General features: G+C 55.5%; 12 protein-coding genes. 10 read left to right on the top strand and 2 right to left on the bottom strand.

The annotated features are described in order from the left end of the window. The first annotated feature begins 63 nt into the window (after window positions 1–63). A complete protein-coding gene (locus IXC47_RS03505) occupies window positions 64–3,153 on the top strand; it encodes an efflux RND transporter permease subunit (RefSeq protein ID WP_195874711.1) in 3,090 nt (1,029 codons plus the stop codon). Between the two features lie 3 nt (window positions 3,154–3,156). Here the strand turns inward: IXC47_RS03505 and IXC47_RS03500 are convergent, their stop codons facing one another. Next, a complete protein-coding gene (locus tag IXC47_RS03500) occupies window positions 3,157–4,800 on the bottom strand; it encodes an isovaleryl-CoA dehydrogenase (RefSeq protein ID WP_195874710.1) in 1,644 nt (547 codons plus the stop codon). A gap of 217 nt (window positions 4,801–5,017) precedes the next feature. Here IXC47_RS03500 and IXC47_RS03495 point away from each other — a divergent pair, with 217 nt between their 5' ends. The 6 genes from IXC47_RS03495 to IXC47_RS03470 all read left to right on the top strand — a co-directional run bounded on the left by IXC47_RS03495 (window position 5,018) and on the right by IXC47_RS03470 (window position 10,656). Next, the gene (locus tag IXC47_RS03495; RefSeq protein WP_195874709.1) at window positions 5,018–7,036 is read left to right on the top strand and encodes a DNA polymerase III subunit gamma/tau; all 2,019 of its coding nucleotides are present in this window, start codon (window positions 5,018–5,020) and stop codon (window positions 7,034–7,036) included. Between the two features lie 47 nt (window positions 7,037–7,083). Further along, the gene (locus IXC47_RS03490) at window positions 7,084–7,410 is read left to right on the top strand and encodes a YbaB/EbfC family nucleoid-associated protein (protein ID WP_175625507.1); all 327 of its coding nucleotides are present in this window, start codon (window positions 7,084–7,086) and stop codon (window positions 7,408–7,410) included. Window positions 7,411–7,431: 21 nt separating this feature from the next. Then, the gene (gene recR, locus IXC47_RS03485; RefSeq protein WP_124573697.1) at window positions 7,432–8,028 is read left to right on the top strand and encodes a recombination mediator RecR; all 597 of its coding nucleotides are present in this window, start codon (window positions 7,432–7,434) and stop codon (window positions 8,026–8,028) included. Between the two features lie 51 nt (window positions 8,029–8,079). Then, complete coding sequence (locus tag IXC47_RS03480; RefSeq protein ID WP_195874708.1) at window positions 8,080–8,748, top strand: HD domain-containing protein; 669 nt, start codon at window positions 8,080–8,082, stop codon at window positions 8,746–8,748. Window positions 8,749–8,783: 35 nt separating this feature from the next. Beyond that, window positions 8,784–10,028 carry a CaiB/BaiF CoA transferase family protein gene (locus IXC47_RS03475; protein WP_195874707.1) on the top strand — a complete coding sequence of 415 codons (1,245 nt, stop codon included), beginning with the start codon at window positions 8,784–8,786 and terminating at the stop codon, window positions 10,026–10,028. A gap of 250 nt (window positions 10,029–10,278) precedes the next feature. Then, a complete protein-coding gene (locus tag IXC47_RS03470) occupies window positions 10,279–10,656 on the top strand; it encodes a DUF3597 domain-containing protein (protein ID WP_175625510.1) in 378 nt (125 codons plus the stop codon). Between the two features lie 75 nt (window positions 10,657–10,731). Here the strand turns inward: IXC47_RS03470 and IXC47_RS03465 are convergent, their stop codons facing one another. Then, window positions 10,732–11,592 carry an alpha/beta hydrolase gene (locus tag IXC47_RS03465; protein WP_195874706.1) on the bottom strand — a complete coding sequence of 287 codons (861 nt, stop codon included), beginning with the start codon at window positions 11,590–11,592 and terminating at the stop codon, window positions 10,732–10,734. A gap of 92 nt (window positions 11,593–11,684) precedes the next feature. Between IXC47_RS03465 and IXC47_RS03460 the strand changes: the two genes are divergently transcribed. The 3 genes from IXC47_RS03460 (at window position 11,685) to IXC47_RS03450 (ending at window position 14,476) form a co-directional block, all read left to right on the top strand. Then, window positions 11,685–12,476, top strand: coding sequence for an AraC family transcriptional regulator (locus IXC47_RS03460; protein ID WP_195874705.1), 792 nt, complete (start codon window positions 11,685–11,687; stop codon window positions 12,474–12,476). 174 nt (window positions 12,477–12,650) lie between these two features. After that, window positions 12,651–13,124, top strand: coding sequence for a RidA family protein (locus IXC47_RS03455; protein ID WP_195874704.1), 474 nt, complete (start codon window positions 12,651–12,653; stop codon window positions 13,122–13,124). After that, window positions 13,121–14,476, top strand: a complete 1,356-nt coding sequence (locus tag IXC47_RS03450; RefSeq protein WP_195874703.1) for an adenylosuccinate synthetase — start codon at window positions 13,121–13,123, stop codon at window positions 14,474–14,476. Before IXC47_RS03455 ends, IXC47_RS03450 begins: the two co-directional genes overlap by 4 nt. Window positions 14,477–14,512 lie beyond the last annotated feature (36 nt).

The raw sequence follows: 14,512 nt of genomic DNA, 5'->3' as shown, positions 1-14,512 counted from the left end.
AAGCTTTAATTTAATCCTTGTTGCATATCTGATCCCCGTGACTTTGCCTGGGCAAAATACATAGTGAATATTTCCGAACTTTGCATACGCCGGCCAGTCATGACTGTGTTGCTTTCGATCGCAGTGGTCGTGCTTGGCGCTTTCTGTTATTTCAAATTGCCGATTGCAGCACTCCCGAGTTACGACACACCGGTCATTAATGTCACCGGCACCTTACCCGGGGCTAGCCCGGAAGTGATGGCGGCCTCGGTGGCGACGACGCTGGAAAAACAATTCTCGACCATCGCCGGCCTGTCGACGATCAGCTCCAGCAGCACGCTGGGTAATACTTCCATCACGCTGGAATTCGATCAAAACCGCGATATCGATGCCGCAGCAGTCGACGTGCAAGCGGCGCTGTTGCGTGCGCAACGCAGCTTGCCGATAGAGATGACGGCCTTGCCCGCCTATCGCAAGGTCAATCCGGCAGATGCCGCTATCCTCTTGCTGGCGCTGACTTCACCTTCGCTTTCCCTGTCCGAGCTGAACGACTATGCGGAAAACCTGATTTCGCCGTCGCTGTCGACCATCAATGGTGTGGCGCAAGTGCAGGTTTATGGTCAGCGTCGTTACGCGGTACGCGTCAAGGTCAAGCCGGATGAGCTGGCGGCACGCAATATGACACTGGATGAAGTCGCGCAGTCCTTGCGCGCATCGAATGCGAACTCGCCGGTCGGTGTGCTGGACGGTACACGCCAGACCCTCACGTTGCAGGCGAACAAACAGTTACGCAATGCCGAAGCATTCAGTAACCTGGTTATCAGCAGTCGGAATGGCCAGACCACACGCCTGCGCGATGTGGCCATCGTTGAAGACAGCGTCGAGTCGATCAAAAGCGGCAGCTGGGTCAATGGTGAGCCGTCTATCGTGCTGGCGGTGCAGCGTCAGCCGAATGCAAATACGGTAGCGGTGGTGGATGCGGTGAAGGCGACCCTGCCGCAGTTCAAGGACCAGATGCCAGCGTCCATCAATGTCCAGGTTTTGAATGACCGTTCAGTATCGATACGCGAAGCGATCCATGATGTGAAGCTCACTTTGCTGCTGACTATCGTGTTGGTGGTATTGGTGATTTTCCTCTTCCTCAAGCGTTTGTCGGCAACTGTCATCCCGGTGCTGTCCTTGCCGATTTCATTGATAGGCTGTTTCGCACTGATGTATTGGTTGGGTTACAGCCTGGATAATATTTCGCTGCTGGGGATCACGATTGCAGTCGGCCTGGTGGTCGATGATGCGATTGTGATGCTGGAAAATATCGTGCGTCATATCGAGGATGGTATGGAGCCGCTGGCCGCCGCCCTCAAGGGTTCGCGCGAAGTCAGCTTCACCATTATCTCGATCTCGATTTCGCTGGTGGCGGTGTTCATTCCTATCTTCTTCATGCCGGGCGTGATTGGTTTGCTGTTCTATGAATTCGCAGCTGTCGTTTCGCTGGCAGTGATGGTGTCGGCGGTAATGTCGCTGACGCTGGTGCCTATGTTGTGCAGCCGCTTCCTCAAGCATGAAACACCCGCCGAGCATGCCCAGGAAAACTGGCTGAGCCGCTCATTCGAGAAATTATTCAATCGCGTGCTGGACGGCTATACACGCGGCCTCGACTGGTCGCTCAGCCATCGTAAAAGTATCTTGTGGCTGGCAGTCGGGACCTTCCTGTTGACGGCCGTACTGTTCATCACGATACCGAAAGGGTTCTTCCCGACTGAAGACATAGGCCAGATCAGCGTCACGATAGAAGGGCCGGAAGATGCGTCCTACCCAACCATGGTGAAGCTGGTTGCGGCGGCGGCCGAGATCGTACAGAACGATCCGAACGTGGCTACTACTACATCCCGTACGCGTGACAGCAATGTCGGCAATATGTTTATCGGCCTCAAGCCGCGCAGCGAACGTGAACCCATGGACAAAGTGTTGCGCGATTTGCGCCGCAAGGTGAGTGGTATACCTGGTTTGTCGGTGTACATGACACCTGTACAAAACTTGCGTCTCGGTGGTCGCAGCAGCAAGAGCCAGTACCAATACGTGATGCAGAGCGTGCGTCCGGATGAGTTGAATGACTGGGCGGAAAAAATGCAGGCGCGCATGCGTGCTGAACGCGCCTTCATCGATGTCACCAGTGATTCGCAACTCAAGGGTTTGCAGGCAGTGGTGAATATCGATCGTGATCGTGCGAATGAGGCGGGTGTCAGTATCCAGGATATACGCACTGCCTTGTACAGCGCTTACGGTGATCGTCAGATCTCGACCATATACACCAGCAACAATAGCTACTACGTCATCATGCAGGACATGAATGTAGGGCAGCAGGATGAAGCCGACCTGAACAAGATTTACTTGCGCGCCAAGACCGGTGTGTTGGTGCCGCTGCTCAGCCTGGCGACCGTGGAGCGTACCGCCGGACCGATCTCGGTGAATCATCAGGGACAACTGCAGGCGGTGACGATTTCATTCAACCTGGCTCCCGGCGTTCCGCTGGGTGAAGCCACCGCAAAGATAGACCAGATCCGTAGCCAGATCGAATTGCCATCCAGCGTCATCACTTCCTATGCCGGTGACGCCGCGGTATTCCAGTCATCGCAAGGTAGCCAGGTGGCTTTGCTGCTGCTGGCGGTGGTGGTGATTTATATCTTGCTGGGTGTGCTGTACGAAAGCTACATCCATCCGATTACTATTCTCGCAGGTCTACCTTCTGCTGCAGTCGGGGCGCTGTTGACGCTACGTATATTCGGTTTTGAACTGACGATGATCGCGACCATCGGTATCTTGCTGCTGGTCGGCTTGGTGAAGAAGAACGCGATCATGATGATCGACTTTGCGCTGGAAGCGCAGCGCAATCAGGGTATGACCCCCGCCGAGGCGATACGCTCGGCGTGTATCCTGCGTTTCCGTCCCATCATGATGACCACGATGGCGGCGGCAGTCGGTGCCTTGCCGATAGCATTAGGGTTGGGGGCTGGTGCCGAGTTGCGCCAACCACTGGGTCTGGCCGTGGTCGGCGGTTTGATGGTGTCGCAAGTGATTACGCTATTCATCACGCCGGTGATCTATCTCTTCTTCGATCGCTTTAGCGGCGATGGTCCATTGCAGATTACGCCTGAGCAGGAATTGGCGGCACGCTAACTATTAAGCTGGCCATGCACGCTGCAGGATGTCCTGTGCCGGCAGCGGCGTGGCGAGTGCGCCAAACACCCGGCCACATTCCGCATCCAGGCGGCTGTTAACAAATGCCTCGGCAATCGCAGGCGGAGCAGACTGCAACATCAGGCAGGACTGTGCCACCAACACTAGGCGCTGCGTAAAGCGTCTGGCCTGCATCTCTTGCTGTGCTGCTGGCAGTGCGAGGTCGGTACGTAACTCTGCGATGAGTTCACGCAAGCCTTTGTGTTCCAGCGCGATATCCAGCAATGAATCCAGCAGCAATTTGAACGCGTCGCTTTCTTTTGCGATGGCACGCAGTACATCCAGGCACATTACATTGCCCGAACCTTCCCAGATTGAATTCACCGGCGCTTCGCGGTACATGCGCGCCATAGGTGCATTCTCTATGTAGCCGTTGCCACCCCAGACTTCCATGCATTCGCCGCTGAATTCAAGTGCACGTTTGCAGACCCAGAATTTGGCGGCCGGTGTGACGATGCGTCGCCATGCCCGTTCCAGCGGATCATCTATCGCTTCCGCTGCTTGCGCCAGGCGCAGCATCAGACGCGTCGCGGCTTCGCTTTCCAGTGCGAGGTCGGCCAGCACGTTTTGCATCAGCGCTTGCTCGGCCAATGGCAAGCCGAAGGCATGGCGATGGCGTGCATGGTGTATCGCCTGCACCAGGGCATTGCGCATCAGTCCGGCGCTACCGATCACGCAGTCCAGGCGTGTGTGGTTGGCCATTTCTATGATGGTTGGTATGCCGCGCCCGTCTTCACCGACCATCACGCCATAGGCGTCCTGGAATTCGACTTCGCTGCTGGAATTGGAGCGATTGCCCAGCTTGTCTTTCAGACGCTGTATCAGGATGGTGTTCTTGCTGCCGTCTGGTCGCCAGCGCGGCACGAAGAAACAGGATGGCCCGGCTTCGGTACGTGCCAGCACCAGATGCGCATCGCACATCGGTGCGGAGAAAAACCATTTATGCCCGGTGATGGCATACGCGCGGCCACGTCCTGCGGTTTCCAGCGGCCGCGCGACGGTGGTGTTGCTGCGTACATCGGAACCGCCTTGCTTCTCGGTCATGCCCATACCTATCAGCATGGAATTCTTTTCAGCCAGTGGCAGGTCGCGTTCATCGTGTTGCAGCGAAAACAGTTTTTCCTGCAGCGTCGCAAACAGCGCTGGCTCCTGTTGCAGCAGCGGAATGGCGGCATAGGTCATGGTGACAGGGCAGAGCGAGCCCGATTCGACCTGCGCCTGCAAATAGTAGGCAGCAGTGCGGGCGATGTGCGCTCCGGCGCGTGGCTGCGCCCACGGCAGGGCATGCAGCTGGGCGTGCCTTTGCATGCCCAGCAGGCGATGCCAGCTCGGATGGAAGTCGACGCGGTCTATGCGATTGCCAAAACGATCATGGGTTTGCAGTTCTGGCACATGCTGGTTGGCAAGTTGGCCCAGTTGCAATGTTTCCTGTGAGCCCAGTTCGGCACCCAGATGCTTTAATTCCGGTGCATACCAGCTGGCAGCGCTGTCTTGTATCGCTGCCTGCAGCACGGTATCGCTGCTGTACAGGTTGTAGTCATGCAAGTCCGGAACCTGGTTGCTGACTTCGTGGGTAGTCCATTGCATGGTGCACTCCCTGGCCTGGCCGTAGAGGATGGAAGCTTCAGTCTATCGCCAGATGCGCGGATCTGCCAGTTTTCATCTATTTACAGTGCCCATACGCAGAATAAAAAGCGTGATTATTCAATGGGATAGCGCGCTGCGACCGGAGAAAGCAGGAACACTGTAAATCCGGTGCCGGTGTCAGGTAAAATGCGGTTTGCCCTTATTCACGAACGGCCCTATGTCCTATCAAGTTCTCGCCCGCAAATATCGTCCGAAAAGCTTCGACACCCTGGTCGGGCAGGAGCACGTCGTGCGAGCCTTGACCCACGCACTGGATAATCAGCGCCTGCATCATGCTTATCTGTTCACCGGTACCCGCGGCGTCGGCAAGACCACACTGTCGCGTATCCTGGCCAAATCCTTCAACTGTGTAGGTCCGGATGGCAATGGTGGCATCACTTCCACCCCGTGCGGTGTGTGTGAAGCCTGCGTGGCGATTGATGCCGGTCGTTTCGTGGACTATATAGAGATGGATGCGGCGTCCAATCGCGGCGTCGATGAAATGGCGCAATTGCTGGAGCAGGCGGTATATGCACCGTCGAATGCACGCTTCAAGGTCTATATGATCGACGAGGTGCACATGCTCACCAACCATGCGTTCAACTCCATGCTGAAGACGCTGGAAGAACCGCCGGAACACGTTAAATTTATCCTCGCGACGACCGACCCGCAAAAAATCCCGGTCACCGTCCTGTCGCGCTGCCTGCAATTCAACCTGAAACAAATGCCGCCCGGCCATATCGTCTCGCATCTGGACAATATCCTCGGACAGGAAAACATCGAATTCGAAACACCCGCGCTGCGCCTGCTGGCACAAGGTGCGCACGGCTCCATGCGCGATGCCTTGTCGCTGACGGATCAGGCGATCGCCTATGCAGCTGGCAAGGTCACACTGGATGCAGTGCAGGGCATGCTGGGTGCGCTGGATCAATCTTTCCTGATTCGCCTGCTGGATGCGCTGGCGCAAAAAGACGGCGCCGGTTTGCTGGCAGTCGCCGACGAGATGGCAACGCGCAGCCTGTCGTACAACGCAGCCTTGCAAGACCTTGGTTCCTTGTTGCACCGCATTGCGCTGGCGCAGACGGTACCGGCTGCAGTGCCGGAAGATTTGCCTGAGTACGCCGATGTCATGCGTCTGGCCGGATTGTTCGATGCCGAAGAAATACAGCTGTTCTATCAAATCGCTGTGCATGGTCGGAATGAACTCGGACTGGCACCAGATGAATACGCTGGCTTTGCGATGACTTTGTTGCGCATGCTGGCTTTCCGTCCCGGCTTTGGCCCGGCTGAAGCCAAGCCTGCGGCAGCACCTACACCTGCTGTTGCCCGTCCTGCGGCGGCTCCTGCAGCAACGGCCCAGGCGGCACCTGCACCCGCGGCACGTCTGAGTGCAGCGCCGCAAGCAGCCACGACTAGCGCACCTGCGCGTCCGGCCGGAGCAATCAGCCCGGCTCGCGCGGCACTGGAAGCAGCACGTGCTGGTATGAAAGGTGGCACGTCATCTGCTCCGGCCGCAGCTGCAGCACCTGCTGTTGCTGCGCCTGTCGCGACTCCGGCCGCACCTGTAGCACCTGCAGCGCCTGCAGTCGTGGACCGCTCGCCAGCCATTGATATGGCACCTGCACCGCCGTGGGATGATGAGCCGCCGTTTGCCGGTAGCAATGGCGAAGAATTCTCCAGCCCTGTGGCTCAAAAAAAAACTGAACCGCAACCTGCAGCAGTAGCGGAAGCTGCCGCTGAACCGACGCCTGCACCTGCTGCGCCACGTGAGCCGCGTCCGTTCCGGTTACATCCGGTAGAGAGCCTGAACTGGGATGGCAACTGGCCTGCCCTGGCTGCCGTCCTGCCGGTACGCGGCGTGGCGCAGCAATTGGCTTTGCAGAGTGAATTGCTCAAATGCGGCCCGACGGCAGAAAGCCACCTGATTACCTTCGACTTGCTGGTTGCCGTCGATGTCTTGCTGGCAAATGGCAGTGCAGAAAAATTGACGGCTGTATTGTGCGAACATTTCGGCCAGACAGTGCGTTTGCAAACCACCATCGGTGCCGTCGAGCACACCGCCAGTGCCGCTGCGATTGCTGATCGTGCCGAGCGTCAGCGTGATGCCGAACACTCGATGGAGGAAGATCCCTTCGTACAAAAACTCATGCGTGAATTCGGTGCGACCATCGTGCCGGGATCGGTCCGACCGATTTAAACGCAGATTCCCAACCTTCAATCCGAATTATTTAAAGGAGCAAGATCATGATGAAAAACCAATTGGCTGGCTTGATGAAGCAAGCGCAAGCAATGCAAGACAACATGAAAAAAATGCAGGACCAATTGGCTGCCATCGAAGTGGAAGGTCAATCCGGTGCTGGCCTGGTCAAGGTCGTGATGTCGTGCAAGAACGATGTGAAACGCGTTTCCATCGATCCGTCGCTGCTGGCAGATGACAAAGACATGCTGGAAGACCTGGTTGCTGCTGCATTCAACGATGCAGTGCGCAAGGCTGAAGCCACTTCGCAAGAAAAAATGTCGGGTGTGACGGCAGGTATGCCTTTGCCACCTGGTTTCAAAATGCCGTTCTGATCAAGTCTTGAAGCGTAGCCATTGAAAACACCGTCCAGCCTAGATTTCCTGACTGAAGCATTGCGTCGGCTGCCGGGCGTCGGTCCGAAGTCTGCGCAGCGCATGGCTTATCACCTGATGCAACACGACAGGGATGGTGCCGCGATGCTGGGTCGTGCCTTGTCGCAAGCGGTGGAGAAGGTCCAGCACTGCGCCATGTGCAATACCTTCACCGAGCATGAAATATGCGAAACGTGTCTTGATGGCGAGCGCAATCCGGAACTGCTGTGCGTGGTGGAAACGCCGGGCGATCAGTTAATGATAGAGCAGACGCTGACTTACAAAGGCTTATACTTTGTGCTGATGGGACGCCTGTCGCCGCTCGACGGTATAGGCCCCAAGGATATACACCTGGAAAAGCTGATAGCCCGTGCTACTGACGGTATCGTGCAGGAAGTGGTACTGGCGACCAACTTTACCAATGAAGGTGAAGCGACTGCGCACTACATCAGCGAAACGCTGAAAGCGCGCGGCCTGAAAGTCAGTCGACTGGCGCGTGGCGTACCGGTCGGTGGCGAGCTGGAATATGTGGATGCTGGCACGATCGCACGTGCGATGCTGGATAGGCGGGCAACCTAAGACCCGGTCGCGGGCAGCCTGATGTTTCATCTTTCATGAAGGTGATACCTGATGTCGACAGCTACTTCTATAGATCATGCCTGGTTGCAGCAAAAATGGCAGACGGTGACTGCATCTGTCTTTGCTGATCCCGCTGCCGCAGATGCGGTGTGGGCTGAATTGCTGCGGCACTATTCAGAACCGAAGCGCAAGTATCACAATCTGTCGCATGTCTCGGCTTTGCTGCGGCGTGCCGAACAGCATCAGGAACAGATACGGCAAAAGGAAATGGTGGAATTTGCCATCTGGTTCCACGATGTCATCTACGATACGCATCTGAAAGACAATGAAGAGCGCAGTGCAGAGTGGGCGCGCTGCGCGATGATCGCGATGCACATCGACGAATACCATATCCCGCCTGTCATGGAGTGCATAGCCGCAACCGCCATGCATGCCGTGAGTTCACCCGAAATTCCCGACCTGCCTTTATTCCTCGATATGGACCTCGCCATCCTTGGTGCGGATGAAGATATCTATCATGTGTATAGTGCGGCCATACGTTCCGAATATGCATGGGTGGCAGAGGAAGACTTCCGGCATGGACGTGGGCGGGTGATAGAAGACTTTCTGGAACGCCCCAGCCTGTTCTACACGCCTATGATGGTGGCCGCACTGGAGGCACAGGCGCGGCACAATCTCAATACTGAATTGCGTGAGCTGGGTCAGGCGCGCAGCAACTAATAACAAGTAAAAACAAGTAAGCCCAATTACAAGATATGGAAAAAACTGCTGCATCCGGGCCACTGGCCGGTATCAAGGTTCTTGAGCTCGGCACGCTGATTGCCGGACCTTTTTGTTCACGCATGTTGGCTGAGTTCGGTGCCGACGTCATCAAGATAGAATCGCCGGACGGTGGTGACCCGATACGTCAATGGCGCGTATTGAAAGACGGCACTTCGCTGTGGTGGTCAGTGCAGTCGCGCAATAAAAAAAGCCTGACGCTGAACCTGAAGGATGCTCGCGGCCAGGAAATTGCGCGCAAGCTGGCACTGGAAGCCGACATCATTATTGAAAATTACCGACCCGGCGTATTGGAAAAATGGTCGCTCGGTTACGATCAATTGAAGACTATCAATCCGGCCACCATCATGGTGCGTTTGTCCGGCTTTGGCCAGACCGGGCCCTTGAAGGATCAACCTGGTTTCGGTGCGATCGGTGAGTCTATGGGCGGGCTGCGCTATGTATCCGGCTTTCCGGATCGGCCGCCGCTACGAGTCGGCATCTCGATAGGCGATTCGGTCGCGGCCTTGCATGGCGTGATAGGCGCGATGATGGCCTTGCGCCATCGTGATGCGACTGGTGGTCGCTGGAACGGCGAAACAGGTGAGGCGTCGCAGGCAGGGCAGGGTCAGATGATAGACGTGGCCTTGTATGAAGCCGTGTTCAACATGATGGAATCGCTGGTGCCTGAGTATGACTATGCCGGCGTGGTACGTGAACGTACCGGCGGTGCCTTGCCTGGCATCGTGCCGTCGAACACTTATACGACAGGTGATGGTGAAAACATTGTAATCGCCGGTAATGGCGACGCCATCTTCAAACGCCTGATGCTGGCGATGGGACGTGATGATCTCGCCAATGATGCACAACTCGTACGCAATGACGGACGTGTACCGCGTACCGCTGAAATCGATGCGGCGATCCAGCAATGGTGCGCGACCCAGACCATAGACAGTGCATTGCAGATCTTGCAGGAAGCGGATGTGCCGGTCGGTAAAATCTATTCGATACGCGACATGATGAGTGATCCGCAATTTCTCGCGCGCAAGATGTTCGAGCAGCATACTTTTGCCGATGGCACACCGATTAAATTACCTGCGATCACGCCCAAGTTGTCGGCCACGCCGGGTGAGACCAAGTGGCTGGGGCCGACGCTGGGTCAACATACAGATGATGTATTGAGAACACTGGGTTATGATGAGGCGGGTATTGCCGAATTGAGACGCGACGGCGTAGTGTAAAAAGCGCCGCGAACAGAGGACGACATGAATAAACAATTTCTGAAGCAGTTTGTCATTGCACTGGCGCTGTTCCTGCTGGGCTACTGGACTTTCAACGGTTTGATCTTCAAATAAATTGCTGTGCATGGCGGGGATGGCTATCCCTGCCTGCCAGGAATTCATTTGGTGTTTTTTGCGGTATATGTTTTATCGCACGGCAGTAGGCAGTATAGATTCCATCGACTTTCCGATTTTTTAAAGGAGCTACATCATGGGTATACTCAGCACTATCTTCAGCAAGATCTTTCCTTCCTCTCATGCCGCTCCGGCACCCGCAGCACCGTCGGCTACGGCGGCAGCACCAGCCACCGCACCAGCAGCACCTGTCACGCAAGTCGACGTCGAAGCCATTCTGAATGGTATGGCGCAAAAGAATGCACAAAAGCTGAACTGGAGTACGTCCATCGTCGATCTGATGAAACTGCTCGACCTCGACAGCAGCCTGACCGCGCGCAAGACACTGGCACAGGAGCTGAAATACACAGGTGATACCAATGATTCGGCGACCATGAATATCTGGCTGCACAAGCAAGTCATGATCAAGCTGGCTGAGAACGGCGGCAAGGTACCGGATGCGTTGAAACACTGACCGTCAAACCAATATCAATGCGGCTGGTTGCACTGCAAGAGTGCCCCAGCCGTATTTTTATGCGTGCATATATGTTCAGGAGTAGCGCCTGATCAAATCCAGCATGGCTTTGCCCAGTTCATTTTCTTCATCACCCAGGCGATCAACCGCATCGAAATGATGTCCATCGGCCTGGTCGACGATTTGTATTTCCATATTCCTCGATCCGAGCAGTGCCGCATACTCAGCTTGCAAGCGGTGATACTCATTTGATTCATCGCCGCCTACAGTGAGGATGATAGGTGTCTTGACAGTGGGCAGCTTGCGCGCCGGGCTGTATGCCGCAACCTGCTCTGCAGTCAGACCGACCGCTTTGTTCAGATAGCACAGGCGTATCGGTTCCAGGTCGTACAGGCCACTGATCGCGCATGCACCTTTCAGTACATCGGCAGGCAGACCATGTGCAGTCCAGTCCGTGCTTACCATCGTGGCCGTGAGATGACCGCCTGCTGAATGGCCGGACAAAAATATTTTGTCCTTATCAAACGCCAGATCTTCTGCATTGCGATAGAGCCAGATCAATGCATCACGATTGTCGGCGACGATTTCATCCATGCCTACGCTAGGTGCGAGGCGATAGTTGACGACTGCAACGTTGATGTCGTTTTTTATGTAAGGCTCAGCGATGTAGCTAAAGTCGGATTTGTCCAGCGATTGCCAGTAGCCGCCGTGGATGAAAACCAGCAATGGACGTCCGGCAGTGGCGGCCGGAAAGAAGTCCAGGTTTTGTGTTTCATTGCTGCCGTAAGGTACATTTTCGATCACGCGATTTGCCTGGCGGAAGGCGGCGCTGGTGCTGGACCAGCGGGAAAATATATCCTGGTAATCTGGAATTCCGCCACGCACGTTGTACTGTTTATCCAGCTCGACTTGATTGAAATTGCGGTAGACTGACATTTGTTTCTTCTCCGGTAGTTGAAAAAGAAACTGTAAAGTTATGACTGGAGCGATGCCCGCTTCTACACGCCACTATCTGTCGTCGAAATGCCATGTTTGGTAAAAGCGAAAATCGGGAAGACTATCAACACATCGAGCGGCCAGCCGGAGGCATGGCGCGTGACCTGGCCAATCATCACCTCATTGATTATCATCAGCATCCACGCGGACAATTGATTTACGCGTACTCCGGCGCCATCCTGGTAATGACGGAGCTCGGCTCGTGGGTGGTACCGCCGCAACGAGCGGTCTGGGTACCGCCGAACATGATGCATAGCATGCAGGCATGTGGCAACGTGGAAATGCGCACTGTGTATGTCAGGCAGGATCATATTCCGCCTGAGCTGACAGAATGTTGCGTGGTATCTGTGCCGCCACTGTTGCGTGAACTGATTGCAGCGATGGTGCATATTCCGCTGGACTATGACGAGACGGGTAGGGATGGCCTGCTGGTACAGCTCCTGTTGCACGAAATCAAACCACTGAAGGTAGTGCCCCTGCATTTGCCTATGCCGACTGATGTGCGCCTGGGCAAGATTTGCCAGCGCATCCTGGCCGAGCCTTCGGACGAGACGACGGTGGATGAATGGAGTAAGTCGATAGGTGCGAGTGCACGCACCATCGTGCGTCTGTTTCCGGAGCAAACCGGATTGACGTACAGCCAGTGGAAGCAGCAGGCGCGATTGCTTGCCGCTATCCAGATGCTGGCGACCAATCAAAATGTCACCGATATTGCCTTGCAACTGGGCTATGAAAGCCCCAGTGCTTTTAGTGCCATGTTCAAGCGCGCAATAGGCTTGACACCCACCGAGTATTTTCGCGAACTGTTTCCGGCCTCAGAGTAAATCCACAACTAATTTGCGCCTTGGCGTATGCACGATATCTATTGGCATCGTGCCGGCAGACACAGGCGTTGACGGTCGTCATAGTAATGCTGAAGCCGCTGTCCTTTCGGCACGTCTTCCGCGCGCCTGGCGTGTGTGCCGGCGCGCGTTCTTCATCTTTACTTAGGATAATCAATGTCAGTATCTGATCGCATTCGCGCAGCAGGGCTTGTGGTTCCTGCGTTTACCCTGCCGACCGCTCCTTTTTCTCCTTATACCTTGCACCAGGGTTTATTGACAGTCTCCGGGCAATTACCAGTGCGGGATGGCAAGCCGCTGTTCGTAGGCAAGGTGCCAAGCGTTGTATCCGCCGAGCAGGCGCAGGAAGCGACACGACTGTGTGTAATGAATATCCTCGGCTGGGTATCTCATGCGACCAATGGTGACCTGGAAAGGGTGGAGCGCGTACTGCGGTTGGGTGGCTTTGTTGCAACCGCCGATGGTTACATTGATGCGCCGCTCATTATCAATGCCGCATCGAATCTGATCACCGAAATTTTTTGCGACAAAGGCAGCCATGCCCGCATCGCGATAGGTGTGGCCAGCCTGCCTTTCGGTGCGCCGGTAGAAGTGGAGGCTACTTTTATCGTGAAGGCAGATGGCGCATGAAAAATGTCGGTGGCTATGCAGACGTGTTAGTCGGTCTCCAGTATGGCGATGAAGGCAAGGCCAAGGTCGTCGATTTTCTCGCCAGCGAGTACGACATCATTGCGCGCTTTAATGGCGGAGCCAATGCCGGCCACACGGTGGTCAGTGCGCAGGGTACGGTCAAGCTGAGGCAGATTCCTTCTGCAGTGTTTTATCCCGATAAGCTTTTGTATATAGGCTCCGGCTGTGCGGTCGGAGTCGTCCAGCTGGCAGAGGAGATAAGGTCACTGCAGGAGATCGGTATCTCGCTGGAAGGGCGTCTGTATGTGAGCAGCCGTTGCGTGCTGGTGCAGCCTGTTCATATGCACCTTGATCAAATACATGGGAAGGAAATCGGGACGACCGGCAATGGTATCGGTCCATGCTATGCAGATCGCGCGCTGCGTATGCAGGATGGCGAACGTGTTGCCTTGCAAATTCGCGACTTGCTTGATGACGGCGCATCTGCACTCGCTCAGATGCATAAACGCTATCGAGCTCAATTGGGCACGATGCACGGCGCCGAAACTCAGGTTGGCGTATCCATGCAGGCATGGTCTGAGGCGTGGCAGCTGGTGCAAAGCTACGTGACCGACGATCCGCTGTTTCTGGTGAGCCGTGTCCAGGCGGGAGCGTGTGTCTTGTTCGAAGGTGCGCAGTCGGTGCTGCTGGATGTGATGTATGGAGATCAGCCCTATGTGACGTCCAGCCACACGGCACCGTCTTACGCCTATGTCGGCGGGGACTTGCCTTGTGCTTACCATCGCAAGTCTATAGGCGTGGCCAAGGCAGTGATGTCCCGTGTTGGTTCAGGTCACTTTCCGTCTGAGCTGGGTGGGGCGCGGTCAGAACAATATTGTGCGGAAGCTGCTCGCAACGGAACAGGTGCAGCGTCCGAGCGTGCCAGTTTTGATGCAGCCGAATTACTGCGTTCCAACGATGCATACAAACAAGGTATAGCCTTGCGTATGCTGACAGGTGAATACGGAACTGGGAGCGGACGACCACGGCGCGTAGGGCTGCTGGATCTGACTCAGTTGGCGGATGTCGTGATGCTGCATGGTATCGATGAGCTCTTTCTGAACAAATGTGATTGCCTGGTGTATTTTTCCGATACGCCGCAGGCTTGCATACCGCTGCTTGCTGGACGTGGCAAGGATAGGGACACGGTGAATTTTCCGGCCTTTACCTTGGACGGAGAAGGTATTCCGTTTGAATTGCAGCAGATACTGGAGTTTATCGAAGCACAAACAGGCTGCAGGATCAGGGGCATAGGTATCGGCCCTGAGCGCCATCAATCGGTATATTTCAATGAAACTTTAATAGGTGCGTAATGGTAGCTATAACGACAGCCCCAGATTATTTTAAAA

Origin of the sequence: Herminiimonas contaminans, from assembly GCF_015645465.1 — a bacterium.
In the GTDB taxonomy this organism is placed as follows: Bacteria; Pseudomonadota; Gammaproteobacteria; order Burkholderiales; family Burkholderiaceae_D; genus Oxalicibacterium; species Oxalicibacterium contaminans.
Note: the sequence above shows the minus strand (reverse complement) of the source record. Positions and strands in the feature narration are given on the sequence as shown.

What these genes read in the sequence shown, in the direction of transcription:
- IXC47_RS03500 (WP_195874710.1), bottom strand. Translation starts at nt 4,800, where the DNA reads ATGCAATGGACTACCCACGAAGTCAGCAACCAGGTTCCGGACTTGCAT.
- IXC47_RS03495 (WP_195874709.1), top strand. Translation starts at nt 5,018, where the DNA reads ATGTCCTATCAAGTTCTCGCCCGCAAATATCGTCCGAAAAGCTTCGAC.
- IXC47_RS03490 (WP_175625507.1), top strand. Translation starts at nt 7,084, where the DNA reads ATGATGAAAAACCAATTGGCTGGCTTGATGAAGCAAGCGCAAGCAATG.
- IXC47_RS03480 (WP_195874708.1), top strand. Translation starts at nt 8,080, where the DNA reads ATGTCGACAGCTACTTCTATAGATCATGCCTGGTTGCAGCAAAAATGG.
- IXC47_RS03475 (WP_195874707.1), top strand. Translation starts at nt 8,784, where the DNA reads ATGGAAAAAACTGCTGCATCCGGGCCACTGGCCGGTATCAAGGTTCTT.
- IXC47_RS03470 (WP_175625510.1), top strand. Translation starts at nt 10,279, where the DNA reads ATGGGTATACTCAGCACTATCTTCAGCAAGATCTTTCCTTCCTCTCAT.
- IXC47_RS03465 (WP_195874706.1), bottom strand. Translation starts at nt 11,592, where the DNA reads ATGTCAGTCTACCGCAATTTCAATCAAGTCGAGCTGGATAAACAGTAC.
- IXC47_RS03460 (WP_195874705.1), top strand. Translation starts at nt 11,685, where the DNA reads ATGTTTGGTAAAAGCGAAAATCGGGAAGACTATCAACACATCGAGCGG.
- IXC47_RS03455 (WP_195874704.1), top strand. Translation starts at nt 12,651, where the DNA reads ATGTCAGTATCTGATCGCATTCGCGCAGCAGGGCTTGTGGTTCCTGCG.
- IXC47_RS03450 (WP_195874703.1), top strand. Translation starts at nt 13,121, where the DNA reads ATGAAAAATGTCGGTGGCTATGCAGACGTGTTAGTCGGTCTCCAGTAT.